Annotated in this window: 26 protein-coding genes; all 26 read right to left on the bottom strand. The window is 38.3% G+C overall.

What is annotated here, in order from left to right; translation table 11 throughout:
* Nucleotides 1-2: 2 nt before the first annotated feature.
* The 26 genes from DWY01_RS05305 to DWY01_RS05440 all read right to left on the bottom strand — a co-directional run bounded on the left by DWY01_RS05305 (nucleotide 3) and on the right by DWY01_RS05440 (nucleotide 26,206).
* A complete protein-coding gene (locus DWY01_RS05305; protein ID WP_117994359.1) occupies nucleotides 3-713 on the bottom strand; it encodes a hypothetical protein in 711 nt (236 codons plus the stop codon).
* Nucleotides 714-751: 38 nt separating this feature from the next.
* Entirely contained in the window at nucleotides 752-1,735 is a 984-nt protein-coding gene (locus DWY01_RS05310) for a hypothetical protein (RefSeq protein ID WP_117994364.1), read from the bottom strand.
* The gene (locus DWY01_RS05315) at nucleotides 1,732-2,748 is read right to left on the bottom strand and encodes a zincin-like metallopeptidase domain-containing protein (protein WP_117994368.1); all 1,017 of its coding nucleotides are present in this window, start codon (nucleotides 2,746-2,748) and stop codon (nucleotides 1,732-1,734) included. The genes DWY01_RS05310 and DWY01_RS05315 overlap by 4 nt, the downstream gene beginning before the upstream one ends.
* Nucleotides 2,749-2,760: 12 nt before the next feature.
* Nucleotides 2,761-3,690 carry a hypothetical protein gene (locus DWY01_RS05320; RefSeq protein WP_117994372.1) on the bottom strand — a complete coding sequence of 310 codons (930 nt, stop codon included), beginning with the start codon at nucleotides 3,688-3,690 and terminating at the stop codon, nucleotides 2,761-2,763.
* A 35-nt stretch (nucleotides 3,691-3,725) separates the two neighbouring features.
* Nucleotides 3,726-6,425, bottom strand: a complete 2,700-nt coding sequence (locus tag DWY01_RS05325) for a VirB4-like conjugal transfer ATPase, CD1110 family (protein WP_117994375.1) — start codon at nucleotides 6,423-6,425, stop codon at nucleotides 3,726-3,728.
* The gene (locus DWY01_RS05330; RefSeq protein ID WP_117994380.1) at nucleotides 6,358-6,759 is read right to left on the bottom strand and encodes a PrgI family protein; all 402 of its coding nucleotides are present in this window, start codon (nucleotides 6,757-6,759) and stop codon (nucleotides 6,358-6,360) included. The genes DWY01_RS05325 and DWY01_RS05330 overlap by 68 nt, the downstream gene beginning before the upstream one ends.
* 95 nt (nucleotides 6,760-6,854) lie before the next feature.
* Nucleotides 6,855-7,433 carry a hypothetical protein gene (locus DWY01_RS05335; RefSeq protein WP_117994383.1) on the bottom strand — a complete coding sequence of 193 codons (579 nt, stop codon included), beginning with the start codon at nucleotides 7,431-7,433 and terminating at the stop codon, nucleotides 6,855-6,857.
* 98 nt (nucleotides 7,434-7,531) lie between these two features.
* Nucleotides 7,532-8,401 carry a hypothetical protein gene (locus DWY01_RS05340; protein WP_117994387.1) on the bottom strand — a complete coding sequence of 290 codons (870 nt, stop codon included), beginning with the start codon at nucleotides 8,399-8,401 and terminating at the stop codon, nucleotides 7,532-7,534.
* Nucleotides 8,394-8,771, bottom strand: a complete 378-nt coding sequence (locus DWY01_RS05345; RefSeq protein WP_117994391.1) for a hypothetical protein — start codon at nucleotides 8,769-8,771, stop codon at nucleotides 8,394-8,396. Before DWY01_RS05345 ends, DWY01_RS05340 begins: the two co-directional genes overlap by 8 nt.
* A gap of 49 nt (nucleotides 8,772-8,820) precedes the next feature.
* Nucleotides 8,821-9,033 carry a hypothetical protein gene (locus DWY01_RS05350; protein WP_117994394.1) on the bottom strand — a complete coding sequence of 71 codons (213 nt, stop codon included), beginning with the start codon at nucleotides 9,031-9,033 and terminating at the stop codon, nucleotides 8,821-8,823.
* A gap of 66 nt (nucleotides 9,034-9,099) precedes the next feature.
* Nucleotides 9,100-10,137, bottom strand: a complete 1,038-nt coding sequence (locus DWY01_RS05355; RefSeq protein WP_199519887.1) for a type IV secretory system conjugative DNA transfer family protein — start codon at nucleotides 10,135-10,137, stop codon at nucleotides 9,100-9,102.
* Nucleotides 10,138-10,301: 164 nt separating this feature from the next.
* Entirely contained in the window at nucleotides 10,302-10,460 is a 159-nt protein-coding gene (locus tag DWY01_RS05360) for a transposon-encoded TnpW family protein (protein ID WP_006428300.1), read from the bottom strand.
* A 142-nt stretch (nucleotides 10,461-10,602) separates the two neighbouring features.
* The gene (locus DWY01_RS05365) at nucleotides 10,603-12,474 is read right to left on the bottom strand and encodes an AAA family ATPase (protein WP_117994402.1); all 1,872 of its coding nucleotides are present in this window, start codon (nucleotides 12,472-12,474) and stop codon (nucleotides 10,603-10,605) included.
* Entirely contained in the window at nucleotides 12,471-13,967 is a 1,497-nt protein-coding gene (mobQ, locus tag DWY01_RS05370; RefSeq protein WP_117994405.1) for a MobQ family relaxase, read from the bottom strand. Before mobQ ends, DWY01_RS05365 begins: the two co-directional genes overlap by 4 nt.
* Complete coding sequence (locus DWY01_RS05375; RefSeq protein ID WP_097773907.1) at nucleotides 13,933-14,292, bottom strand: DUF3847 domain-containing protein; 360 nt, start codon at nucleotides 14,290-14,292, stop codon at nucleotides 13,933-13,935. Before DWY01_RS05375 ends, mobQ begins: the two co-directional genes overlap by 35 nt.
* 131 nt (nucleotides 14,293-14,423) lie before the next feature.
* Nucleotides 14,424-14,720: a hypothetical protein gene (locus DWY01_RS05380; protein ID WP_243001968.1), complete on the bottom strand. Its 297-nt coding sequence runs from the start codon at nucleotides 14,718-14,720 to the stop codon at nucleotides 14,424-14,426.
* Nucleotides 14,721-15,176: 456 nt separating this feature from the next.
* Nucleotides 15,177-15,671, bottom strand: a complete 495-nt coding sequence (gene lnu(C), locus DWY01_RS05390; RefSeq protein WP_016147248.1) for a lincosamide nucleotidyltransferase Lnu(C) — start codon at nucleotides 15,669-15,671, stop codon at nucleotides 15,177-15,179.
* Nucleotides 15,672-15,807: 136 nt separating this feature from the next.
* On the bottom strand, nucleotides 15,808-16,152 hold the full coding sequence (locus tag DWY01_RS05395; RefSeq protein ID WP_016147250.1) for a TnpV protein: 345 nt from the start codon (nucleotides 16,150-16,152) through the stop codon (nucleotides 15,808-15,810).
* Nucleotides 16,149-19,211 carry a DUF4368 domain-containing protein gene (locus DWY01_RS05400; protein ID WP_243001969.1) on the bottom strand — a complete coding sequence of 1,021 codons (3,063 nt, stop codon included), beginning with the start codon at nucleotides 19,209-19,211 and terminating at the stop codon, nucleotides 16,149-16,151. The genes DWY01_RS05395 and DWY01_RS05400 overlap by 4 nt, the downstream gene beginning before the upstream one ends.
* Nucleotides 19,204-19,530 carry a hypothetical protein gene (locus tag DWY01_RS05405; protein WP_117994417.1) on the bottom strand — a complete coding sequence of 109 codons (327 nt, stop codon included), beginning with the start codon at nucleotides 19,528-19,530 and terminating at the stop codon, nucleotides 19,204-19,206. Before DWY01_RS05405 ends, DWY01_RS05400 begins: the two co-directional genes overlap by 8 nt.
* The gene (locus DWY01_RS05410; protein ID WP_117994421.1) at nucleotides 19,527-21,614 is read right to left on the bottom strand and encodes a hypothetical protein; all 2,088 of its coding nucleotides are present in this window, start codon (nucleotides 21,612-21,614) and stop codon (nucleotides 19,527-19,529) included. Before DWY01_RS05410 ends, DWY01_RS05405 begins: the two co-directional genes overlap by 4 nt.
* Entirely contained in the window at nucleotides 21,604-21,873 is a 270-nt protein-coding gene (locus DWY01_RS05415) for a hypothetical protein (RefSeq protein WP_117994426.1), read from the bottom strand. The genes DWY01_RS05410 and DWY01_RS05415 overlap by 11 nt, the downstream gene beginning before the upstream one ends.
* A gap of 2 nt (nucleotides 21,874-21,875) precedes the next feature.
* Nucleotides 21,876-22,217, bottom strand: coding sequence for a hypothetical protein (locus tag DWY01_RS05420; RefSeq protein ID WP_117994430.1), 342 nt, complete (start codon nucleotides 22,215-22,217; stop codon nucleotides 21,876-21,878).
* Between the two features lie 173 nt (nucleotides 22,218-22,390).
* Nucleotides 22,391-22,669, bottom strand: coding sequence for an HU family DNA-binding protein (locus DWY01_RS05425; protein WP_117994434.1), 279 nt, complete (start codon nucleotides 22,667-22,669; stop codon nucleotides 22,391-22,393).
* Between the two features lie 766 nt (nucleotides 22,670-23,435).
* Nucleotides 23,436-24,806, bottom strand: a complete 1,371-nt coding sequence (locus DWY01_RS05430; protein WP_117994437.1) for a hypothetical protein — start codon at nucleotides 24,804-24,806, stop codon at nucleotides 23,436-23,438.
* A 260-nt stretch (nucleotides 24,807-25,066) separates the two neighbouring features.
* Nucleotides 25,067-26,206, bottom strand: coding sequence for a hypothetical protein (locus tag DWY01_RS05440; protein WP_117994443.1), 1,140 nt, complete (start codon nucleotides 26,204-26,206; stop codon nucleotides 25,067-25,069).
* Nucleotides 26,207-26,233 lie beyond the last annotated feature (27 nt).

Consider the following 26,233-nt stretch of genomic DNA (forward strand, 5'->3'; position numbering starts at 1 on the left):
GATTACGAATAGTATTTATAGATGATTTTTTTTAAAGAAAAACTTTTCCGTTTTAAATAATTGCTATAAGCCTGAACATGAGTTTGTCTTGATAAGGTTCTATTATATGCATTCGATTTAAATTTTACAGTAATAGCATCTCTTCGCTCAGGCAATGACGATTCCGCCATTTGATTTGGAACATAACGATTATGAGCCAGTTTATGTCTATAAAGGATTGCATCTCTACGTGATTTTCCAGATATAATATCTGTATAACTCATCTGGGATGGCTTAACATCGTTCACCTTCGCATTTCCAAATGCTTGAGATTTTTCTTTGATACGTTCCATACGTTTGTTGTTGTATATAACTTTTGAAACGCCATATACCACTGGACTAGCCACTCCCCTAGCAACACGAACCGTGTTTTGTGCAATCATTGCTGAATTGCCCGCAAGAAACATACCTGCATCTGATGTTAAATCTTTTCTGCCATATCCCCCCACATCATAGACATCAGGTGTATAACGATTTACTTGAGTTGCAATCGTAGACAGTGTTCCACGAGATATGTCATGTGCAGTATAGATAGAATTTGACATTAGATACTTGCTTGAATCTAATACACGGCCTCCTACATCGACTGCAACGGCTGATGAGTAGGAAGTTGCTCTGATAGTTTGATGCAACGCAGTGGTTCCTGCATTTATTATTTGTTGTCTGTTTACCAAAATAAACCTCCTTAAAAAAAGATGGCAGTACTGCCATCTTAGTTGAAAATCAATTGCATGCCTAGATAAATGCCATCACTATCCTGAATCGGTGTACAAGAACCACTAAAACCAGACGATAGTAAATCATTCTGACAAGCACTTGGAGCACTCGACATATCATATCCTTGCGAAAACAAGTATTGCTTATTTGATGGTTTAGGGCGTGATGGTTGATTTGTCGTTGTCTGTGTTTGCTGTGGTATCTGTTGAACAGGCTGCTGTGGAGTTTGATAGCTTTGTTGATTTTGTGAAGAGGAATTCTGTGTAGAAGAATTCTGCACTTGTGGGCTTTCTTTCTGAGAAGAATTATCGCTTTTTGCCTCATCTGAATTGTCTTTCTTTACATCCTGTTCACTTTTCTTTTCCTTCTTAGCATTTATATATATAACTGTTGATTTTTTGGCTACATTTCCACTTTTATCAGTAGCCTCAATAATTAAATGTACTGAATCACCATATGAATAGCTTTCCTCTTTAACATACTTTTTAATTTTGATTTTACTGTCTGGCGTCTGGTTATCGGAAACGGAATAAAATGAATCTACTTTTAATTTACGTACATCATTTAAATCCATTCTATGATCTATATCTTTCTTTATTTTAATCACTGGTTTTTTTGTGTCTACAACATTTATAACTATATTTTGTTTTTCTATTGTGCTATCTGTATATTTTCCTGTAATCGTCTGAGCACCAAGCTTGAATACGTCTATTTCATCAAATGTGATTTCGTATCCGTTCACCGAGATTGTATTTGAGCTAATTCGATTACTGTCATCAACAGGATTACCCGCAACCGATTCAACCAAATCAACAACACGAACAAGATGTCCATATTCAATAGTATCGTCATTCAAAACAATACTGTGATTGTCTTTAAAAACGAAAAGAAATAGAAAGCAAAGAATCCCAAAAACAGATATACTAATCAAGAACATTTTGAAATAATGTTTAAAATCTGCATCTTCAAGAAAGCTCATAAGTCTCTATCATGTTCCTTTTCTAAACTATTCTTTGACTCTGATATATCTCTGCTTTTCATCTGTCTATTAATCGATTTATTTTGATGAAATTCGCCCTTTTCCATGACAAAATTACAGATTTTATCTGCATCTTTAACAGCATCCTCCAAGTATTTATAGTTATCCTTTATTGCGGTAGACCAGCTTTGTATGTATGCTACATTGTTATTTTCATTTATACTAGTATCAATCCCCAGTTCAGCACAAATGTATGCAGACGCAATTTCCGCACGCAATTCTTCTTTTGCATACTCCTCGCTTCCAAATTCACCAGTTACTTCTCTTTCTAGACCTTTGGAAGTACTATGAGCAATTTCATGAGCCAAGGTAGATAATAATGATTCTTTATTAAAGAAGTGATTATCTGGTGGTAAAACAATTCTATGCTTATTGATATCGTAATAACATCGCACATTTATTTTAGATTGATAAAGCTCAACACCAGTCTCCTTCATAAAACCTTTTAAAAATTCAAACTTCTCATCATTAGAGTAGATATGTTGTTGAGGATCTTTTTCAATTTCTTTTACTAAGTCCTCGCTAAACACATATTTTACACTAGCGTAAGCCCATTTAAAATTACTTTCTGTCGCTTCGCCAGACCGTATCATTTCTGATTTTTTTGATACTCCAACGAGTTTTCTATCTGAATAATCTGTCGCACCATCTTTGAAATAGTTAAACATCGGATAAATAATAGGAATTCCTTTTCCTTTTGCATTTTCAAGATGATATCCCTTGTCTTTAATCTGATTAAATGTGAAGAAACGATTCCCTTCGTATTTCTCTTCCTGACTATAAAAAGTCAAAAGAAAACGATTTAACCCAGAATATTTACGGTTACTGATGCCATTGCAAGCTCCACCAACTGTTCTCCAGTTTTTACTCCATTCCGCTTGTTTCTCATCCAAACAATGGATAAATCGTTCTGCAAGTTGCTGTTTTACAATTTCAGATTTATCATTTTTCACATTTCACACCTCCTACATCCTATTTATACGCATTATGTTTGCGTCATTGCCAAAATTAAAACCAATATGCTGTAAAGCTAACAAAGACTTATCTTCGTTTACATCATTCATTTCACTTGCAAATTTCAGATCCTGATAAAGCCCATTTGCATACAACGTATCTAAACATGCTTCTATGAGTTTACATGAAGTCTTGTCATCATGTAATGCGACTAATAATTTAGCTCCTAATTCTGAACAACATCCTAGTGTTTTGTCTTCATTTGTGAGAATTTTGTATTTATTATTTTCTATATATATGTATGGAAAATCCCTACGCTCATCATTTTTAAACTCTTCTTTTGTGTGAACAAGAAAATACTTTTTATCCATATTTAAAATCTTTTCCAAATTATTTAAAAGCATGAGTCGAATATCATTTGTACGTGTATCTTTAAAAACAATAGTATTATGATGCAAGTTAGATGGCATCCCATTATTCTCATGTACAGAAGAGTTTATATTATCTTCTTCATTTGGTACATCACTAGAGATTTCTTTATCCGAAGATTCATCAGCATCTAGCCGCTTTAAACCAGAACCATTACTATCTTCCCCCACACTTAAAGTGGCAGTACTGCCATCGTTATCGGTTTTGCAATATATAACAGATTGATTCTCAGACGAATATGTAATATCAATAGAGTCTAAAAAGTAAAGATTTGTTTTTGACATACGAAAACTTCCCCGTACCTGAACAACTGTACCACCAATCAAAAGACTACCATGACATTGCCCAGTCGATGTGTCGGCGTCATCAAAAAGTGCTTGAAACACTTCTGCATTCCAAGCACGCCCTACAAAATATCCTTTGAAGTTAAAAATTTGAGAATCCAATGGAAGCGTATCTATCGAAGATTCTTCATCCCAGCTTAAAACAGTCATCTTTTTTAATTTAAACATATAGACCTCCTAAGTGGCAGTACTGCCATCGTTTTTTAATAATCATCTGGATTAAATTGAAAGCCCGAATTTTGTGAAGGATTTGATGCAGTAGATGTGACATTATATAAGCTTTCACGATTATCTACTTGATGGTTCTGTTCTCTACTTTCACCTTTAGAAACATTTAAAGCAGTATCTGATTGTGTCATATTCTGAACATCATCTTTTTTTTGTGCATAATTAGGCATCATCACTTCACGCATTCTATCTTCTTTTTCTTGCTTTTCACGTTGTTCTTTTTGCAAACGCAAAGATTCTTCCTGAAGCTTACGAATTCTTTTTTCTTCCAATTTCTTCTTGTCTTCTGGGTCTGTATTCCAGAGTTCGTAACAAATTGTATCTTTAGGGAATTTGTCCGTGAACGGAACAATGGTCTTACCATAACGAATCAAGCCAGAACCTCTAGGAGCATTCTGAACATATCTGCATTGCTCATCAGATAAATTTAATAATCCTTTTAACTGAACTAAGTCTAATTTTTCCTGACGTAGCATAATAAAGAAATCTGAGTTTGCAAGCATAGTACTTGTCTTATCCGAACGTAAAAGGTCCGTTACATTTTGTGTGATACCAGTACATGCACCGCCAAATTTACGCACCCATTTCCAGAACTCATACAAGAAGTTTTCGGAATATTCATTATCAAGTAAACGATAGATTTCATCTATGTAAACCCAAGTATCTTTACCTTGTTCGAAATTTTTAAGCATCTGTTCTTTAATTGTTTCCAAAATGATTTTGTTTCCAAGTGGCTTGATAGATTCTGACATATCATGAATATCAAATACCACCATTCGACTATTGATATTTACATTTGATTCATGTGCAAATAGATCATAAGTACCTTCAACGTATGTCCATAACCCTTCATACATTTGATGAGCAACATCCCCTTTATAATTATTCAAATACTCATGGAATGTTTTTAATGTAGGCATACGAGCACTTCTTGGATTGGTAGTCAGTTTTGCTTCATAATCCAAAAACATAGAGTGAACAATCTGGTCAATAATTGACTTTTGCTCTCCGGTCAAATATCCATTTACTCCAATCATTTCAGCCATCATTACAATGGCAATTTCTGCTTTACGTGACAAGAAGTCTGCTCTTGATATATCACCGTCAAAAGGATTGAAATGTAAACTTGAGTTTGTATCCACTTGAAGAATTTGACAATCCGTTCTGTTGGAATATTTATTTAAGCCATCTACAAGCTTCTTATACTCTCCTTGTGGATCAATAATAATAATATTTGCATTTGGATCACCTAAGAACAAGGGAGTAATTTCCTTTTTGGCAATAAATGATTTTCCCATCCCAGTTGGAGCCATGATAAATGCATTACGGTTAACCAGTCCCTTTCGATTACATAGAATCATGTTACCTGTTGTTTTGTTGATTCCATAAAATATTGGCTGATTTTCATGCAATAGTTCCTGAGAAGTAAAAGGCATGACATAAGCACAATTATTAGTTAAGAGTGGACGAGATAATCCTTCTTTAGGTAAACCTAAAGGTAATGCACAGTTAAATCCAATTTCCTGCTCATAGTCCATTTTGATAAAATCACACGTCATTCTTTTTCCTGTACGTTCTACAAGATTAATGACATTATTCATTTCATCCATTGATTTTGCATTAACCAGTACTAAAAATTGACAGTTAAAAATTCGTTGGTCATTATCTTCTACGAGTTGACGCCATGTATTTACAGCCTCACTTTGTGATCTCAGATTAGGAGGCAAATTCCCTGAAAAATTAGCACGTGCTAGGTTCTTTTCGTTCTCAGCTTGAATCTGCATATCCACTTTTTCATAAGTCCTATTAATAAGGGCAATAGAATCTTCTTTTGACTGTAACTGCATGTGAAACGTCATAACAATATTACTTTCAATTTTTGATAATTCGTAAATTAAATCATCCTTTAACCAAGTAGGATAGTTTTGAATCACCATCGCACAACAATATCTTTCCCCCATCATAAAATAATCCTTTTTAAAATCAAAAGAATATGGTGATATAAAGTCTTTCGTAGTATTTCCAACACCTAAATCACTGTATTTAAAATCGAATGGGCGTGATGGAAATGTGATAGATGCCAATGTTTCAAGTCTTTCCTGACCAGACATCACTTCTGCTTCACAGCCAAGATTTGAAAGTTGATCACAAAAATTCTCAGCTAACAAATCCAATGTTTTCTTTGCATCCAAGAAATTTCTTTCTTTACATGTAAACGTAAATATCTTATCTGAAACAATAGAATTATTTCCTAATTCCATATTATCACGCACACGTTGATTTAATTCTGCACGAATAATATCTAACCCATCTGCTCTATGTGGCATAACAATATTCTTTTCAAACTCTTCCCTATTTAATAAGCGGTTATTAATAACAAGAGATACATCTATATCGTTCCCTAGCGACTGAAGAAAGTCAGAATACATAGCTATAATCTGCTCTTTCATCTCATTTGGAGCAATTTGATAATTTATATCTGTAAATTTTACTGCACGAGAATACAAGTCATCATCCATACAGCAAATGCCATCTTCAAGCATTTCCTTGTAACGAATCACATTTTGAGCGATACGGGCACGTTTGATTCTCTTTTTTGTATCTCTTTTACTTTCTGTATTCACGGCAGTACCGTTTGTTGATTGATTTGTCTTTTCTCGATTTTTTAAAAACATCCTTTGATCCCTTCTTTGTAAAATAATAAATCTCGTTTGAATAAATTACTCTTTGTTTAACAGTATAAAAGCGGTGTATCGCCGCCAGCTTTTCTTGATATGGTCTGGAATTTTGCCACTTTGCCCAGCCCATAGCAAATATTCCAAAACATAAAGCAATTGTTACGTAAATACAGATATCCTGTGGTATATGCAGTAACAGATATGAAACAAAATAAAATGACAATCCAACTACCACTGCAATAAACGACCAGAATAACTGTCTTACAGAAAGCCCTAAAAAGATTTTCTCTTCATAGGTTGTTATATCTTTAGGTACATATGAAGATTCCATAAGTATACTCCTTTCATTCAGTAGAATAAGAAGGTGGCAGTACTGCCATCTTCTTTAATTTAATTAAGGCACACATCTTAATTATCACAAGAACATCATCGTTCTAAATCAGAATTAGAAGATTTTTCATGCTTATGTTCTGTGTTTAAATTGATTTCATTTGTTTTTTCTTTTTGGGTAGTCTTTTTCACATCTTTTTCGACTGTTACTACTTTTTTCTTTTCACGTATAAGCTTTGTATCAAAGATTTCCGCCATTTGTTTCCTGTTTAACTTTACAGGAATTGGCTTATCAAACTGATTCTTACCGTCAGGCGTGAAAATCGGATGCCCATCCGCATCTCTAAGTCGCTGACTCTCAAAATAAACTGTCCATGTCGAAGTTTCACAATCCATATACATCACTTTTTTTTGAGCGATTTTTGTATCATGAACAGCATCTCTTGGAACCTGAATATAGGCTTTTCTTGAGTTAACATCAATTCCATTTACATCTTTTGGAAACTGAAGTTTTCTATGATTTGCAGAGGGCAATAAAATACGATACATCAATAAAGGCTTACCATCTTTACCCGTTGCTCTGCTATGTTCATAGTCACGATACTCATTTGTTTTTGGATCTTTATACTTTGCTTTTAACATCTGTCTTGAAAAATATACATGTGGTGCTGCCATAACCTACCTCCCGATTTTTGTTCTAACTGCTATGAAGTTTCTCCTAAGTGTGTGCAAGAAACTATATTAACGTGTATGACAAAACGTTAATACCAAAATTAATTAACCTGAAGCAATGACTTACTCCATCCTCCAGTCTGGAAGACTGCAATAAGCAATAAAATCGAGTATCCCATCATTGTGAACATTGCTCCCGTTGGATTACTCGAAACATCTAACGCTGAACCTATGGATGCGTTGACAATTTGCACGTAAAAAACACAAACAATACAAATAAATACACCTTGCAAAGCAAGTGCTAAAAGACGTTTGATAAATGAAATTCCAATATGTTTGAATTCGTTGTTACAGAATGTACAGAACGGTAACGGTGCAACTGCCGTAAAGACATATATCTCAATAAAACGTATCTGGCATACAAGTTTAACAATCACAATGGAAGCGTGATTCACACAGTTTGCTAACTGAGCAACAATATATCCTCCTAGAATTGTTCCAGCTTCCTTTTCTTTAAAATAATCTATCAACTCTTGCGATATATCATTTGAATTAAACTCCAACAAATTAAAAGTTGAAGATTGTTGCATTCCCTTTACAATTTCACTTGAAATTTGAAAACACATTAAAATAATGATACTCATATTCTTTGCAATTGTAATTGCAACTGCTACCTTCAAAAATGCCATCAAAATCCAATAGATACCATCCAACCCTTTTGTATCTGTTCGATTAAATATGGCAGCCAACTCAAAAAACAGAAATAAAGAAATAATCACAGAAGCAACTCCAGTGCCAATTACATTTGATAAATCCTTAGAAGCTGACCATAACGCTTGAGATGGAAATCCATCAATTACATCATTTGGTGCAGCCTGTGCTAACTTCATCACATCATTCAAACTAACGAAATAGTTTGCAAAAACATTTCCAATATCGGATGCCAGACCATTGAAAAATTCATCAAGCATCTACATCATCCTCCCTTCTCTGAACAGACAGTATTAACTGTAAATTAGATATATATTTATTTAAAACGACCTTTTGCTGATCGATTGAATTTTCGATAATTGAATTGTTATCTTTAAAAGCAATCCCTTGTAATTTTAAAGAATCATCATCTAACAGCCTGTTTATAGATTTTAAAGATGTTTGAATATCATCTAATGTACTCAATAAATCTCTAGATGCTATACATAGCTTTTCGTTTAGAAAGAGCGTATTCAATAAACTGGCATTCAACGGTTCACGATAATTTTCTATCATAAGATTTAATCTTTCTTTTTTAGCATTTTCTATACATGAATCTAAATCATGTAATCTACTTTGAAATTCCGTCATTTTCATCCTCCAAAGAAACAAAGGAGGCAGTACTGCCCCCCTTTTCGTTCTAGCCAAAGTTAACGTCAATCGTTGTTAACCATGCAGCCGCAGCAATGATCAAAGCTCCACCAACAGCACGTAAAACACCTTGTTTGATATCCTGTCCATTATGGTCATTCAATCCGCCTGCCATGACAACAATACCCCAAACAGTCCAAACGCCTCCAAAAGCAATTAAACCCTTTGAAATAATACTAAAACCTTGTTGCAAATAATTCATTTTCTTTACCTCTTCTTTCTAATATATAAAAAGATGGCAGTACTGCCATCTAATTACCAAAAATATTTATGGACGATTTATACTGGTATCTGTTGCAGGAAGAAAGCCGTCCACATCATATCTTTCTTCTTCATTGATTCTTTCTTCCACAAAATCTAAATCATCTTGAGTCTGATACACAGCGTCATCGCTAATCAATAAATCCGTTTTACCAGAGTATTCACCACGCTTGTATCCATCTAATTTATTTTCTGACTCAGATTGATTATTCTTTATATATTCATTACGTTGTTCTTCACGCATTTTTTCTAAGTTACGCACTTCTTCTAAGAAAACATCAATATCAAAGAAGTTTTGTTTTGCAATCTCTTTATCGTGTGCATCACAAGTTTCATCCACTCTTGGATGATCTTTGACATCGTATTTCCAGTCTTCATAAATATGCTGACCTTGAATATGAATCAAGCATTTGCGATTATCCAACATTGCAATATCACCAATTGAGTATACGTCACTTGCAATCAACTGTTCACCAACCGTGTAAGATGAACTTGTTCCTTTACTTGTGGAATGTGTAACGTGCGTAACTGTTTCCTTTCCTGCCAGTTCAGAAATAACCTTTTGCGTTGTTGGACCTTTAGACCCTAAGAACAAAGTAATAGAACAGTTCTCGAAAATTGCCTCCCAATCATCTCCATACAATGACTTGGATTTAATTTGTGAAATACCTTGTACGATTACAGCAGTGCTGATTTCACGAGAACGCATTGTACTGATTTTACGGTTAAAATCTGGTTGCTTTCCACAGTTAGCAAACTCATCATTAATGATTCTTACGTGTATTGGCAGTTTGTGGTCTGCACGAGCATCTGCAATGTAATAAAGCTGAGTATATAATTGCTGAAGGATGATAGATGCCATGAAATTAAAAACATCATCTGAATCATTAATAACAATAAACAAAATAGATTTTCTTAGTCTGTTTTTAGGTAAATCCTCATACGACGGTTTATCTGACCTACCTTTAGTAAATCTTTCATAAACATCACGATCAATATCAAGTTTTAAATCGTTATGCTTTTTCTCATCAGCTGAAGTTATCATTGGCTGACCTAATCTTTCAAGATGTAACTCATCCTTTTGTAAGATTCTTTTCAATTCTGGAGAAGCAAAGATAGATAATCGGACACCAATTGAAATCAAAATAGATTTTGCTGTCTTACCAGAGACGAAAAGTCAAGGACTTTTTCATCAAATCCAAAAAGAAGTCACATTTTGCGGACTTCCTCACGGAGCAGACGCTTGATTTTGTCCTCCATTGTCTCTTTTGCGGTCTGGCTGAAATGCACACGGACGATATAGGTTGTCTTGCCGATCTGCTTTCTGACAGTCGGGCAAGTGGCGGTGTTGGTTGCGGTATTGTTCATTCAAAATCCTCCTGTAAATGAAAAATGCCCGGTGACTGTTCATCATCGGGCGGTGTCGGTATGAGAGAACAAGGCAAGGCGGCAACATTAAGGTATCTATAAAACCATTGCCGTCTTTGCCACGCTTGCCGTGTTCCTGTTGTCAATCTCGGAGATAGCAGACCCATGCTGTGCCGTCTTTCTCGGTCACAAGTCTGTCCCCGATACGGCTCTTTGCCGTTCTCATGGTGCGTGAGGAAATCCCACGCTCATTGACTGCCTTTTCCAGCTCTGCACTCGGCATACGCTTTCCGTCCGCAAGCAGTTCCAGAATGAGCATTTGCGCCTGTGCGGTCTTGCTTTCGGTCTTGGCGGTGTCTGTCCCGGCAAGAAGCTCGTCAGCGGTAATGTCATAAGCCCCTATCCACTCAAAGCCTTTCTCGTCTCCCAGAGAAAAGGCAAGGGACTGTCCGGGCGGCGCAAGGGAGCTTTTCTCATGGATAAGCACCCTCGTTGTGGGACTGTCCTTCAGCTTGCCGATAAAGAGCAGACTGCGGACTGCCGCCGTAATGTCGATAGACCCTAATCCCCGGTAGGTGCTTTGCGTTCCTGCGGCTTTGTTCAGGTGTCCAATCAGCACGATAGCGCACCCGGTAGCCTGTGCAATGTCTCCCAGACTGCGGAATATCGGGCGCACCTCGTTTGCTCTGTTCATGTCCACATCTGCGCCCAGAAACGCCTGTACCGGGTCAATGATAACAAGCCTTGCGTTGTTCTCCCGGATTGCCCTTGCTATGCGCTCATCGGCAAGGGTCAGCGGTGTGTCCCTATCGTCAATGACAAGCACTCGTTCAAGGTCTGCGTCAGCTTCCATCAGCCGGGGCTTAACGGTATCGCCCAAACCGTCCTCGGCGGTCTGATAGATGATATTAAAAGGCTCAATTGTTTCCATACCGGGCAAGGGCTTTCGGTTGGTGCAAGCCGCCGCAAGACGCATGGCAAAGTAGGTCTTTCCCTCGCCGGGGTTGCCCTGTATGATCGTCAGCTTTCCAAAGGGGATATACGGAAACCATAGCCAATCCACGCTCGTCAGCTCCACATCTGCCATACGGAGCATGGGGACAGGCTGGGCGGTGGGCAGCTCTCGTAGCGTGATTGTTTCCGCTATAAATTTGCGGCTGGGAATGTCCCCTTGCTGACGGAGAACATCGTTCCAGTCTTTCCTTGCCGGGACAAGGCGAATGACGGCGATCTCGCTGGGAATGGACTGTGCCAGTCGGGTACAGGCTTCGCTTCCTGCGGTGTCGCTGTCAAGGCAGAGGAACACTTTTTGGGTGTCCTTGCGTTCAGAAAGAAAACGGTCAAGAGCTTTGCCCGAAACGCCGCCCAGGGCAAGATAATTTCTTTTCTGCCAGTCCTGCGGATAAAGGCAGATGAATGATAACAGGTCAATCGGTGCTTCAAAGACAAAGAGCTGGTTGCCGTTTCCCTCATAGCGGAACGGATAGGACTTGTCAGACCCGGCAATGTCCTGTCTGAATGGGTCTGCCGTTCCTCGCACATGGGCGTATCTCGGCGTACCGCTTCGGTCTCTGCCGACAAACACAACATTGTGCCGCTTTGCTTCCTCGTAAATATCCCCGGAAAGAAGAAAAGCCTCAACAAGCGTTTTGTTGAGACCTCGGCTTTCGCAAAGAAATTGAATTGCTCTGTCGGCTGTTCTGTTGTGCAAGGGCAAGTGAAACGCTGTGGGCGGTGTTGTGCTGGCTTCGCTCTGCCCCTCGCCGCTTTCGCCGGTCAGGAGCTGGACAGCTTCGGGAAAGGACTTGCCGTAAAACTCCATGACGAAATCAATGGGATAGCCGCCCTTGCTCTGGCTGTGGCGAAACCACTTGTTTCCCCGGACGGTCAGGCTGTCATGTTCTTTCCAACGGTATTCCCGTCCGCTTTTGATAAGTGTCTCTCCCTGTGTGCGGAGAAAATCTTCCAGACTGACGGCGTTTGCCCGGTCAATCTGTGCTTGGGTGTAATTCATCGGGATAGTTCCTCCTTTTTCTGTCGTGTTTGGGGTCGATTTTGGAGCTTTTGTTCCTCTGTACGCTCGTTAAATCGGGCGGCAGTATCTACGCATGACTTGACCTTCCAAAGGCGGTGTAAATCGTCTCTGACAGCCTTAAACTCGCCATAGGTGGTTTCGTGCGCCTGTTCCAGCTCGTCATACTCGTCGGACAGCTTTTTCATATCCACCTTGCCGTCCGGGAACTCCCCGGTCAGCTTTCGTCTGGCGGCGTAGAACTGTATCAGTTCCGCTTCATGCTCTGCCTTGTACTTGGCTCTGGGCTTCTCAAACTTGATTTTCTGCAAGCCGTCATAGACAGGCTTCAAGTTCTGGAAAGCAGCGGAGCTGTCATAGAGCTGCTTGATTTCTTTCATTCGTGCGGTCTGCCCGTCCAGCGTTTTCTTCAAGCTCTCTGTGGTGGAGCTGTGTTCATTGACACGGCTTTCCAAATCTTCAAGGTTGTAAATGCCGTTTGCCCGGAGATAATTGAAAGTCTCGTTCATCTCCTTTAGGTTGCTGATTTTGCCTTTCTGGGAATAAGCCCCGGCTTTGCGCTGGGTGTAGTAGGCGTTCAGCAGAGAAACAAGGTTGGGTGCCTGCGGCTTGGCAAGCTCCGCTTTTGCTTCGGCAATCCAATCAAACAGGAGAGCGATTTTCTTCTTGATGTCCCGGATAACGGCATTGGTTGCTCTGATCCAGCGGTTGAACTCGCCTTTCTCGGTGCGTATGCCTTTCTTCTCCATTGCCCGGACGGTTGCGCCCTCATGGACGGTGGGAAGAAGCTCCACGCCCTGACGCTCATAGCTTCGGTGGTCGATACGAACATCAATACCTTTTTCCGCAAACTTGGCATTGCATAGCTCCGCCCATGCTTCACGCCAATGTTCCAGCGTTTCGGGACTGCCCCAGTCGGTAGTGGGAACGGCGTTGAACACAAACTTTCCGTCTGCGTCTCGGATACGGTTGCCGTCCTCGTCCAGCTCATACACCCGGCGTTGCTTTAGTCCCCATTTGCCGTTCTGCTCGATGGGGCGGATGGGGCAAAGCACATGAAAATGCGGGTTTGGTATGCCGCCGTCCTCCCGGTCTGGCTGGTGTACGGCGAAGTCAACCACCATGCCACGGCTCACAAAGTTCTCCAACAAAAATTGCCTTGTAAGAGCGATGTTTTCCTCAAGGGAAAATTCATTCTGCAAGGCAATGTCAAAGCTGTATGCAAGCTGGGCGTTCTTTCCACGCTCGGCTTTTTCCACGGCGTTCCATAGGGTCTGGCGGTCTGCGTATTCTGGCGGTGCATGGGACGGCAGGAGAATATCGGAGCAGATCACGCCGCCCTTGCGGGTGTAGTCGCTGTATTCGCCGTAATACTCGCTATACAATCGCTCCCCGGCACGGTAGGCGGCAGAAGCGATAGCGGACTGTCCTGCGCTTCGCTTAGTCTGCGTGACGCTCAGATGAAATAGTGCCATCGGCTTTCAACTCCTTTTCTCTGTTTGCTTGGCTGATATGGGTAATCGCCATGTGACGGACGGCTCGCTGGACTTCGGACAGAGAAAAGATGTGTTCCATCAGCTCTGTCATTTCGGTGCGTGTGAGATCTTTGACCTCCGGGGCAAGGCTCTCAATCGTGCCGCCCAGATTGCAAAGGCGGTGGGTGCGCTTGGTGCGTTCGCCTTTCTCCAGATACTTCTTTCTGTTCTCCAGACGCTCCAGCTTGTGCTGTTCCTGTGCAAGCTGCGTCTCGGCTCGTTCCTTTTCGGCTCGAAGCTGTTCAAGGGTTTTCGGTTTTGTCATTGTAATTGACCTCCTTTTTTGATTTTGCGGATAAAAAAAGACCGTCAACTTTTCGCATAGTGCGACCAGTCAACGGTCTGATTTTCGGTATTCGGTTTTTGTGTTCAGTTAGACAAACTGGAATTTGTCTATCACTTCGTATATGGCTCTGTATCTTTACCATCATATACGAACACTTTTATTTCCGTCTTCGTATCAACAGCTGCATGAATACCAACAGTGTATTCTTTATCGGCTGCAACCTGCAAGAATGAATAGCATCCACCTGAAGATATCTTGTCTGATACGATTTCTGGTTCTCCCTCGCACAGTAAATGCACTACAATATCAAAATCATTTCTATTCTGAATCGTCAAAGCTCCTGTTTTGGATATAACTTTTGAATCGGCATAATTTATCACATATTTCTCGGATGTTGACGCTTCCATGCAAGTCACAGAGCAATCCCACATTATAGATGCTTTTTTCTTTCTATAAACTTCAGAAGACCTAAACGCTGAAAGTGTAATTCCTATTATTACCACCAATACACATATAGTTACTATCACGATTGTAGCTTTTTCTTCACTTTACTCACCTCCACAAATTCCGATTTGCTTGTTCCATAAAATTCATTTTATTCGCCTTCAAACTTGCTGGCGGCGAACAGCATTTTATGCTGTTTGCGGACGGCAAGTCCACAAGGGATAGCCGCTTTAGCGGCGCAAGGGGGTGTAGCCACCTTGACGGAACGAAGTGACGCAACATTCTCGGTCAAGCAGTTTTCTTCTGCTGACGGAGAATGAAGCTCCGCAGGACGCACGATACTCCCGATAGGAGAGTATAGAAGTGCGCCCTTTAGTTCCTAAAGGGATTTTATCAGTGCGACAAACTGAAATTTGTAGTTATCTATACTCATTTGGAATTTCGATATGAAATGTCTCACACAATAACTTCACATCATGCACATCATTCTCATCAAATTCGTATCCCAGATGGAACATTACTTGACTATATGGTTCAATACAGGAAACCTCTATCTCCTCAATTTTTCCTTTGCCCGAAAAAGTTTCTATCGGAAAACAATCCCCCTCATAAAGAATTTCACCTTCGCCCGTATATTCAAAACAATGCAAATCAACAATTCTGTTTTTCGCATCTTCCCATACAGTATGGTTCAATGTTGTATATTCCATCTTAATCTCATAAAAGTCATTAGCTTTCATCATCTCTATAAAGTTCTGATAATCTTTCTTTTCTACAAAAATATCAATATCGTTATGGGCTCTTGACTGATATCCAAGAAGAGCATCTACACCCCAGCCGCCATCAAGAAAGACTTTAATCTCCGCATCTATTGCAAATTGAAGAATCTGTTTTACATCTGTTATATTGACCATCTTATCATCTCCGCAAAATTCCGATTTGTTGCTCAATTTCGTATTCAAATTATACCATAAAACTTGTGAACAATTCTACCGCAACTTTGGACTATATGAGAAAAGTCCGAACAGTTTTCTGCCCGGACTTCCTCGCTCAATTATAAATCAACTCTGCTTTCACAACTTCCTCTGCCTGCGCCTTGCAAGCGTTCATCTGCCGCACCCATTCCATTTGGTTTTCAGCTTTCAGTTGCTCGGTCACGCCGTTTTGCTCTGCCAGTGACCGCACGATCAGCTCCATGCGGTTTCGTGCCGCTTCTTCAATCTCGGCGCAATGTTCAAAGAGCTTGTCGGATAGCACCAGTTCATTGAACAGTATCGGGCGGTGCATTTCTAAATACGCCTTGCGAAGTCTGCCGTAGTGTCCGATGGGCTTGGTCTTGCGGATAATGATGTTCGGGATAAGATAATCGCCGTTCTGCCTGTAAGTGATATTCATGCTATCTGCGCTCCTTTCTGCGGCTCTCTCTGCGGTAAACTGCTGACAGGGACGAACACGCCCTTTGCAATGTCCTCTGCACGAATGGCGGCTTTCTTGGCTTCGATTTCTGCTTTTTTTCTCCCCTTGATTTTGTCCTCGTATCGCTTCTGCGCTCCGCTGGCTTTCCGCTTCAAGTAGTTCTGATGAAGCCTGTCCTTGCGTTCCTCACGCTTGCGGATTTCCTCTAATTCTTCCGGGGTCAGCTCCACTTCTCCAAACGCCGGGGGAACGAATCGCCCAACAAAATTGAAGTAAATCTCGACCTCCTGTGTGGTCTGTATACTGCCTTTGCGGTCACGCTCATGCACAAGGATTTTCTCGATAAACTCGTTGAGCATGGCAATGGTCAGCTTGTCGAAGTTCTCGTACTTGTCAATCAGAGCGATAAAACGATCAGCGTCCTTTTCGTGCTTCTCATAGCTCTTGACAGCCTTTTCCAGAGCAGAGATTTCGGCGGTAAGCTCGGACTGTTCCTTTTCGTATTGAGCGTCCAGAGTGGCGTATCTGCTGTCGGACAGCTTTCCTAAAATGTTGTCCTCATAGATTTTACAGAGCAGGACTTCCAGCTCGGACACTCTCTGCTTTGCGGTGGCAAGGCGTATCCGCTGTTTCTTAACCTCTGCTGTCTGCTGGCTGGACTGCGCTTCCTGCACCACACGGACAAACTCGGCTCGGTCATGCTTCGCATACTCGGCAATGGCTTTGAGCATTTCAGAGACAAGGGACAGTACCACATCTTCATTGATACGGTGCTGTGTCGTGCAGAGCTTTCCAACTGGGACTTTGCTGTATTGGGAACAGGTATATTGAGAAATACGCTTGCCGTTGTTGGTACGGTGGACATACATCTTGCCGCCGCAATCGGCACAATAAAGCAAGCCTGTGAGGGGAGCTGCTTCGCCCCAGCCGTCCGGGTAGCGTCTGACATTCCCACGGATTTTCTGCACAAGGTCAAAGGTCTGCTGGTCAATGATAGGCTCATGGGTATTCTCGAAAATTGTCCATTCGTCCTCCGGGACATAATGGCTTTTCTTGTCCTTGAAGTGCTTTCGGGTCTTGAAATTGATGGTGTGTCCCAGATATTCACGCTTTTCAAGAATGTTGCAGATGGTGGAAGAACCCCAGCCGTACACATCTTTGAAAGTCTTGTTTTTGTTCACGCCCTCGCCGTGTTGGGCAAGGTAAGCAGACGGAATAAGCACCTTTTCCGATTTCAGTTTGCTGGCGATCTGATACGGACCGTAGCCCTCAATCGTCATGGCAAAGATGCGCTTGACCACCTCTGCGGCTTCGGGGTCAACCAACCATTGGTCTCTTGCTTCGTTCCAGAGATAGCCGTAAATAACCGTGCCTGTGAGGTGCTTGCCGGACTTGCCTTTGGACTGGAAAGTGGAACGGATTTTACGGCTGGTGTCTCTGGCGTAATACTCGTTCATAATGTTGCGGAAAGGGGTAAAATCATCGTCACCTCTGGCGCTGTCCACGCCGTCATTGATGGCGATGAGGCGAACGCCACGCTGACGCAGGATTTCCATAATCTGACCGACTTTCAGATAGTCACGACCCATGCGGCTCATGTCCTTGATACACAGATACTCCACATTCCCGGCTTCAACCTCTTTCATCATTGCCAAAAATCCGGGACGGTCAAAGCAAGTACCACTAATGCCATCGTCCGTGAAATGGACAATGTTTGTAAAGCCCTGCCGTGCGGCGAACTCCTCCAACATTGCTTTTTGATTGGATATGGAATTGCTCTCACGCTGCTGGTCATCATCTTTGCCAAAGTCATCACGGCTCAGTCGCTCGTACAAAGCTGTGATTTTCTCGTTTTTTCTCATAACTTGCGCTCCTTTCTTCGGTTTTAGGTTGTGTGTTCTAAGAGACTTCCCAACCGCTTGATTAAGAAGTCTTTTAGAGCATACAACACCTGCTCCAAGCTTATAAATCTGATAATTCAGGATAGCTAAATCTCTATATGTGTAAGTAATAGCACCATTTGTTTCGGCGGTATGTTCTGCTTGTAATTGTTTGAACAATCTATCTACATCTGACTCAAAATCATCATTCCCATCCTCTTTGGCTTGAGAATGTTGAAGTAGCATTAAAACTGTGTTAAAGCTAAATAGATTTTCATCATCTCTACACTCAGACATAATTAAATAAATCATAGCCATAAGCCATGTCATTTCTGCTTTAACGAAAAATTCATCTCCACCTGATTTATTTTTATCAGTTGTATTAGAAATAAGATTTTGTACAAAACTTTGAAAATCTTCAGGTCTTTTAAAATATTCAAACGGATTATATCCCATTGATTTATCCATCTTTACAAGATTTAAATAACTAACATTATATCCATTTCTTTCAAAAGCTTTTCCACACTCTTCCGCAACAGACCCTTTAGGATCAATGACAACATAGTTACAATACATTTGAAGAATGTTTGGCTTAACAAAATAACGTGTCTTACCAGTACCCGAACCACCGACAACAAAGATGTTATCGTTGATTCCAGTATGCCAAGTATCCATATCTACTTTCACATTCTTACTTAGAATTATGTTCGCATCTTCATCTCGTTTTGCTTCAATTTTATTCTCCAAAGCGTCATTTTTTGATGCTTCTTTGAAAATATCCCCTTTTCTTGAAGACCCATACTCTCGCCCTTCTTTAGTGTTTTTTTTAGATGCATCATGATAAATGATACCAATAACAACCATTCCATTAAGTATTAATCCTAATATAAATCCGTAAACGGAAGGTCGATAATACTCTCTCACTTTATAACACACACTTATTGCCTTAAAGACATTATCAACTGTATTACCACCCTGTGCCTGAAACACAGTAAATGCATTGTATACAGCTCCTGCTAAAAACATAATATAAATAAAGACAATACCTAAAATAAAAATTTGAATTTTGTCCTTGTTCTTTTTAAGAAGAACATTTACGCTTTGACTACTTTTGGTGCTACTTGATTTTTTAGATGAGTTCTTATTGCTTTTACTCATCCCACTTATTCTCCTTTAAATTCATTGCATTAATGAATTCTTTGGCATCTTTCTCAATTTGATCAAAAGATTCTCCTGAAGTAGTTGACCGCTCAATAAGATAATTTGAAAATTCATTAATTATTTCTAACATGTCACATTTCATAGAATTGATAACATTGTTCTGCCTCAAAATAGCTAATCCAGCCTCTTCGATTACCTCTCCAGATGTATACTTACCATTCTTTTTATCCATAAAGCGAAACAACGCCTCATTACATCGTTGAATCTCTAAATCGTATTTATTATTAATGGCTTTAAGTTGTTCTATAGACTTCATACTGTCCTATCCTCCCTGTGTTTAGTAGGTTTACGATTATCACGTGTTTTTCTATTTCTTTTATCATACAATTCTTGTCTTCTTTTCTTTGCATAATCCAATGATTTATCATTATTTGCAAAATGATTGATATAATGATCGAGTTGAGTTGTGTTTAAACTATTAATAAATTCCATATCTGGAACAACGTCTTCATTTTCTTCAGGCACATAATCACTCACATGAGACATTGATAAAATCTTATCAACCATCACGTCAATTTCATCAAGTGAATGACAACCTAACAAATCATTCACGACAGAGACATTTTCACTACGATTATTGTCATCAATACGATTTAAAATAGACTGAATAGAATAATCCAATCCTTCTACCCCTTTTAGATTAGATGTATCCATCCACTCATCCATATTAATCACCTTAAATTGCATGCTGTTCACATTATTCATAAAATCATCTACTGATGTATTGGAATTAAACAAACTGTCACGGATACTGAATCCCATCAATTCCAACGCTTCTTTTAAATCATCATAAGACTTTACTTTCGGAATTAAAAAATCCAGACACTTCTTCATAGAAATCTCTGGTGGAACACTTTCTAAAATTGATTTATCAGGTACAACATCATCTACCTGTGTTTCAACATGTATATTAGCTTTATCAAATACTATATTCTGTAAATCGCCAAGATTTTCGGCGTCTGTATGTAAAACAGTGTCAACAATCTCCGCATTATCTGTCCTTTCATTCTCTTTAATAAAGGACTCAATACTTTCTAATGTAAATGGCACTCCATTCTCATCCATGACAGATGATAAATCAATTTCGTAATTGGAATCTGGAAGTGAAATTGTAAATTTCTTTCCCTTAGACTTATCTTCCCAATAGCTTTTAAATTCATCAATATTTTGCATATGCTCAACACTATCATATGTAGAATCAACCTCAAACAGTTGATTTTTGGTAAGTACTAAGAATTTTTCATCAACAGGAAGCTCGATTGTAGCTGTAATGCCATCTCCATTTGATTTTTCATTCCATGAAATATACTTATTAGGAATCTCTATAAATTGATTCCCATTTGTTTGTGGCATACGAAACCAAGATACATTATCGTCTGCTAAAGCAGGTATATCATTCACAAGTTGAACCTTTAGACTTTCATCTGCTGTAAACTGAAATACATTATTTAGATCATACTTATCATGGATATTAAAGCCAATTTGTTTCAAAACCTCTTTTAAATCATTATAAGTCGCAACTTTGGGAAGAAAATAATATAACATTTTTCTTACAACGTCTCTTGGCTCGTCAAATATTACTTCAGGCGTCCCTTCATCCATGAATGGATTCACTGTTGCCCTATCTTTATAATCTTTCTCATTTTGTTGTGGATCCACTTGCTTTTGATCATAGCTATATTCAGGTTCACGGTCTTGAGTATATTCTTTGGACTTGTTAAAGATTCGATTTACAATATTCATCAGTTTGGCATCCCTTAATCTTTGTGAAAGTGTGGGTTTATGAGATATGACCTCAAGTTCTCTTGTGATAACTTCCCATTTAGCTAAATCTGTCGAACATATCGTAAGCATATATTCTGCACTATTAATAATTGGCATATCTGGATTCTCAGGATCCATCACAATCTTGTTGTCTTCATCTCGAATAGTAAATGCTGTTACAATCTTCTTTTCAAAATCAGTTAATGATTTACCGTTGGAAACAGCTTTTTTCACAAGCTCTTCCAAGTCATCAGGTCTTCTCATTAAACAATAATCAATATTCATGTTGCGAGTCATTTGCTCAATAATTTCCTTATCCTGAGCTGTAACAGGTATACGTTCAATATCCGATTTTTTCACATCATAAGCTATATGAGCAAAAGTAGATTCATGTTTAAATCTGTGTCCTTTGTTCCCTTTTAAATAATCTTTATAATGAGCTTCACCATATTTAACATTTGCATATTTTACAGAAGTCAAAAAACGTCTTAACGCCCTAGCAATATTTTCTCCAGTATTAATGGCAATATGAAATACTGCTACACTTGCATTTTTCGAAGATGATTCAGTGGACATTACTCTTATCCTCCTTCTTTAACATCTCTTTAAAGCGCTTTACATCTACTATGTGAAGAGCCATTAACAACCCTGCAATCACCAGAAGGCTGATTCCATTAGAAACAACTAAAGCTGTTAATAAATTTACCCAATAATAATGAATCAAGGGAGTTAAACGAGTCAAAAAGCAAACAGCTAAGATTACGAAAATCACAATTGCAGCCTTTAACTTAGCGGATTTCAGTTCGATTGTATAATAATCTTTTTTTACAGCCATAATTATTCACCAAACGGATTAAAAATATCATCATCCATCACATCCTGATGGATATTTTGCTCAATAATATCGGTGGCAGCACTGCCATCTAAGGACTCCGTTTTCTTTTTTCTTCTTTTCTTCGTAACTGTATTTAACGTTGCACTTAAACATTCCCATTCGGATACTTCTTTACCAAGCTTCTCAAAAGAAGCCATTAATTTCTTTTCAGCAGATAAAACTTTATTCAAGTTAGAGTCTACAGCTTCCAGCTCGTTTTGCAATTCTGATTTTCTTTTTGTCAAAGCATCCTTTTCTTTATAAAGATTTTTCAAAATCTCATTCTGCATTCTGTCAAAATCCATTTGTATTTCCTCCTTGTCATAACGCATAAAAAAAGTCCTGTCAGGGTACAGGACTAATAAGGTGAAACATACATATTTATAAATTTCACCTGAACTATCTGGACTTACATCATGTGAAAAAAGCCATAAGGGCATGATTGCCAGAATAATTTGATAACCAATCATATAAATATCTACTTATTAACTAAGTCTTTTAAAGATTTAGAAGATGTAAATTTCACATACTTAGAAGCAGGAATACAAATTCTTTCCATTGTCATAGGGTTGATTCCCATACGTTCTTTACGTTCATTAACTACAAACTTACCAAATCCTGCAATTTCTAAAGTATCACCTTCCGATAGTGTTTCTATCATCTTTTCAAACACGCAAGATACGATCTTATCTATATCTTTTTTTGAAATGGTATCAAATTGTTCACTTACTTCTTGAATTAAAGCTGTCTTGTTCATCTTTGCCCACCCCCTTTTCTTTTATTAACATCTATAATGTAAAATATTTATCTAAAAAATACAAATTCTATGTAAATGCTAACTACACATTAAATTGACATAGCTGACCTTCACTACCATCTGGTGATGTGTTGGTATACAACTGATTGTACCTGCACCTAAGCAAATCATTGCCTTCACTACCATAAGAAAACATGCTGATATTCAACATCAAATCAATGGCATTACAGACTACTATAAAATTTTAACCTTACCACGAATGGCAAAGGTGTGGTTTTAGTTCATCTGTACTTTCGGCATTTCTGCCAAGGTCCGTGAATCGACCTTATATATTAAGCTTATCATTCAAGCCAACTAATAGTTGTCTTATTAAAACACATCATGATTCATTACTTGCAATACACGCCCTTCACTACCATGTGAAATCGTGCTGTACTGCAACAAAGAATGCTATACTTTATTTTCCCTTCACCCTTCACTACCATGTGAATACACGCTGATGTACAACTAGCTTTCTTATTTGAAGTTTCTGTATTATCCTTCACTACCATGTGAAAACACGCTGATGTACAACCAAGTACGAATTCAATCAAGCACCAAAACCCCTTCACTACGCATGGCATTACAGACTACTATAAAATGTTAACCTTGCCACGAATGACAAAGGTGTGGTTTTAGTTCATCTGTACTTTCGATATTGCTATCAAGGTCCGTGAACCGACCTTATATAAAAGTTAAGGCAATCTGCCTTAATTTATATATTTAACTAAAACTGGCTAATGAGTGTAGCCATATCTTCTAAATTCTTTTTGCTAATGTTTTTTTCTTCGAGCACAGGATTTAATTTAGAATAACTAATCTCATTAATGGATACGCCATGATATGAAAGTTTTCTTTCAATCACAGACTTTAACATGGATGGACTGGCAGCCTGAATCTTTCTACCTAAATTTCTTTGAAGAAATTTAAAGTCCATTTTATTACAATTAAATACATCACCAGATGCAATGACTACATTTGCAAGGATTTCCTGCAATAATTTCTTTTCCTCACATTCCTTTCGGAAAATCTCGTAAAGTTCAGCACGATATTTTTTATAAGCGTTTGAAAAATGCCATCCTTTGATTTCACTTTTTTCTTTGCTGGTTCCATCTTCATTGTAGTTGTCTGGATTTGTTGCACGTCTGGATGTATCCATCTTCTGCGACAATTCAGTTTTCTTATCCTCATGATTTTTGATTTCTAAATGATATGTTTTAACACCATCTTCTGTCGAAACCGTAAGACTTGTACTTGTAAAGTACAAACCAACATTACCTTTTCCAAGCTGCCTTTTCAATTCACCTGTCTGTTTATTAAATTTATCAGGCACATGTCCTTTCAACGTGAGCTGGATATAATACTTCCATTTCCCTTTGATCTTTTCACGTTTTACAGCACAGTAGCAGATTTCCGATTGCAACGCCTTCCATTCATACAACGTGCATTTAGCAAGGTCGATTGAAAATTCAAGGCCTTGCCATTTAACCAATCCAGCTTTCTTTTCATCATCTAAGATGAATCGAATTCCTGTTGTGTTCTGACTCCCACAAAGACTTTTCAAAGTATCTTTTCTTTTATAATGCACACAAGGGTTTACTTTGTCTTCATCACTTCTGTACTGGTCTTTGATAAGTTCTTCTTCCATCTTCTCAAAAGCTCTGAAACAACGTACTGCCAGATTATTACAAATCTGAGAATTCAGGTTTTTCTTATAATATCCTCGGTATTTCTTCATATCCATTCCAAATCCGAACTCAGACCAATTAAACATCTTCTTGATGTTGTAAATAATATCATATTGTTCTTTTCTTTGCTTTTTAAAATCCTGAATCATCTTTTTTGTTTCTTTTGAAATATCAGACGCATTATTTAGAGACTTAATCTGGTATGTAAAATCCTTTATCAAGCTCTGGGCATTCCGATAATCCTTGCGTTTTGTCATTTCAAAATATTTCTTTTTTTCAAAATTCAAAAATTTATTATACAATTGCTCACCCAATCTAAAGCGTTTCTCTAAAATGTGTTCTTGATATAACTCTGTTTTCAGGGGCAATGTAAGTATATATCGCCCAGATGTATTTTCTGCATTGCTCATAATATAAATCCTCCTTTTTTTATTGAAAAAACAGTCAATCCTAAGAATTATCTGTCTTTAAAACGTAAGCTGAAATTTTATTTTTGATTTTACAAATTTGAAATTTATAATTGTTAAAACTATTGATGATTTCAATTGGTGCATTGGGTAAAGGCTCATACATGTCATCTAAATATATCCTGTTCTGCGGTTCTCTCCAAAAAGTATCGAGTTTCAATTTACTGTAATCAATCATAGATACTACAACATTCCTTTTTGAGCTATTTAAGAAAAATCACACAGTCATTGACTGGCTGACTGTCTTCATCAAGTCCTGATATGATTTCTGAAGATACCGATACCCGTGTGCTTTTTATTTTGCTATGTTTTATTGAAAAGTCTGATAATTTATATAAACCGTCTGGTAATACCACTGGAAGAACACACTCTCCTTTTTTTAATGTAAATGTATTTATCCAACGAACGCCATCATACATACTGATATAACCTTTTTTATCCGTTTTTAGATAATCTTTTTTATAGTTCTTTAGAGCTTTTTCATCATCCTGCAACATTTTAATTTTAAATGTTGCATTCTCGTCTGACACTTTTGCATTTTTAGATTTTAAAACGATTCTTGTAGCAGACTGTATAGATTGATCACATTCAATCATCTTAACCGTACCTTTAGAATCAGATGAAATCTCCTTACCATCCTTCATACGAATGTATGTATATGGAGTATCTTTATCTCTTGAAACAACAAGTTCAAAAGGATCTAAATTTATTTTGTCATCAATCTTTTTAATAATGTAAGTTCCTCTTAAAAAATCATTCGATTGAAGCACTCCATTGTCATCGGACTCCAAAATTTGATAATCACCTTCTGAATCATTCTCTTTTGCAATTTCAATTGCTTTTTCTATATCTTCATTAGCCTCTTCATAATATTCTTTTTTTACACACTCGAATTTTGAATGCAAAGGCATTACATCACCATTATCATCTGTTTTAATAGATGTAATTTTAAAACGAGAATGCATTTCTGTCAGATTCACAGATAAATTAGAATCTGCATTTTTTGTTTTATACGTAAATGAATAGTCCTTCTTTTTGATATCTTCCATTTTTGTATTTTTTTGTTTTAAAACTGAGTTGTTTTCTTTGATAGAATCAATACCATATTTAAAATGGATTGTAATTTTCAACTCAGTATCCGGTATGAAATGAAATAAATCATCCCCTCCTTCAACAGAATAAGATATACCATTATCTGTCACAACTTCAGCTGTTCCTAAACCGCCTGTAATCTCAAAATGTAGTGATTTTGAATCCTCATCCGCAAGAGTATTGAATACAGTTCCAGTCATTATTACAGACGCCGACACCCACGTATACAAAATGTTTCTTATCATCGACATAAAGTTTCCCTCCTTATACACCATGTC

The sequence above is a fragment of the Eubacterium sp. AF22-8LB genome, from assembly GCF_003458715.1.
GTDB lineage: Bacteria > Bacillota_I > Bacilli_A > Erysipelotrichales > Erysipelotrichaceae > Holdemanella.

Coding starts and splice junctions, on each gene's coding strand:
- DWY01_RS05310 (WP_117994364.1), bottom strand. CDS start 1,735: ATGAGCTTTCTTGAAGATGCAGATTTTAAACATTATTTCAAAATGTTC.
- DWY01_RS05320 (WP_117994372.1), bottom strand. CDS start 3,690: ATGTTTAAATTAAAAAAGATGACTGTTTTAAGCTGGGATGAAGAATCT.
- DWY01_RS05325 (WP_117994375.1), bottom strand. CDS start 6,425: ATGTTTTTAAAAAATCGAGAAAAGACAAATCAATCAACAAACGGTACT.
- DWY01_RS05330 (WP_117994380.1), bottom strand. CDS start 6,759: ATGGAATCTTCATATGTACCTAAAGATATAACAACCTATGAAGAGAAA.
- DWY01_RS05335 (WP_117994383.1), bottom strand. CDS start 7,433: ATGGCAGCACCACATGTATATTTTTCAAGACAGATGTTAAAAGCAAAG.
- DWY01_RS05340 (WP_117994387.1), bottom strand. CDS start 8,401: ATGCTTGATGAATTTTTCAATGGTCTGGCATCCGATATTGGAAATGTT.
- DWY01_RS05345 (WP_117994391.1), bottom strand. CDS start 8,771: ATGACGGAATTTCAAAGTAGATTACATGATTTAGATTCATGTATAGAA.
- DWY01_RS05350 (WP_117994394.1), bottom strand. CDS start 9,033: ATGAATTATTTGCAACAAGGTTTTAGTATTATTTCAAAGGGTTTAATT.
- DWY01_RS05355 (WP_199519887.1), bottom strand. CDS start 10,137: ATGATAACTTCAGCTGATGAGAAAAAGCATAACGATTTAAAACTTGAT.
- DWY01_RS05360 (WP_006428300.1), bottom strand. CDS start 10,460: ATGAACAATACCGCAACCAACACCGCCACTTGCCCGACTGTCAGAAAG.
- DWY01_RS05365 (WP_117994402.1), bottom strand. CDS start 12,474: ATGAATTACACCCAAGCACAGATTGACCGGGCAAACGCCGTCAGTCTG.
- mobQ (WP_117994405.1), bottom strand. CDS start 13,967: ATGGCACTATTTCATCTGAGCGTCACGCAGACTAAGCGAAGCGCAGGA.
- DWY01_RS05375 (WP_097773907.1), bottom strand. CDS start 14,292: ATGACAAAACCGAAAACCCTTGAACAGCTTCGAGCCGAAAAGGAACGA.
- DWY01_RS05380 (WP_243001968.1), bottom strand. CDS start 14,720: ATGGAAGCGTCAACATCCGAGAAATATGTGATAAATTATGCCGATTCA.
- DWY01_RS05395 (WP_016147250.1), bottom strand. CDS start 16,152: ATGAATATCACTTACAGGCAGAACGGCGATTATCTTATCCCGAACATC.
- DWY01_RS05400 (WP_243001969.1), bottom strand. CDS start 19,211: ATGAGTAAAAGCAATAAGAACTCATCTAAAAAATCAAGTAGCACCAAA.
- DWY01_RS05405 (WP_117994417.1), bottom strand. CDS start 19,530: ATGAAGTCTATAGAACAACTTAAAGCCATTAATAATAAATACGATTTA.
- DWY01_RS05410 (WP_117994421.1), bottom strand. CDS start 21,614: ATGTCCACTGAATCATCTTCGAAAAATGCAAGTGTAGCAGTATTTCAT.
- DWY01_RS05415 (WP_117994426.1), bottom strand. CDS start 21,873: ATGGCTGTAAAAAAAGATTATTATACAATCGAACTGAAATCCGCTAAG.
- DWY01_RS05420 (WP_117994430.1), bottom strand. CDS start 22,217: ATGGATTTTGACAGAATGCAGAATGAGATTTTGAAAAATCTTTATAAA.
- DWY01_RS05425 (WP_117994434.1), bottom strand. CDS start 22,669: ATGAACAAGACAGCTTTAATTCAAGAAGTAAGTGAACAATTTGATACC.
- DWY01_RS05430 (WP_117994437.1), bottom strand. CDS start 24,806: ATGAGCAATGCAGAAAATACATCTGGGCGATATATACTTACATTGCCC.
- DWY01_RS05440 (WP_117994443.1), bottom strand. CDS start 26,206: ATGTCGATGATAAGAAACATTTTGTATACGTGGGTGTCGGCGTCTGTA.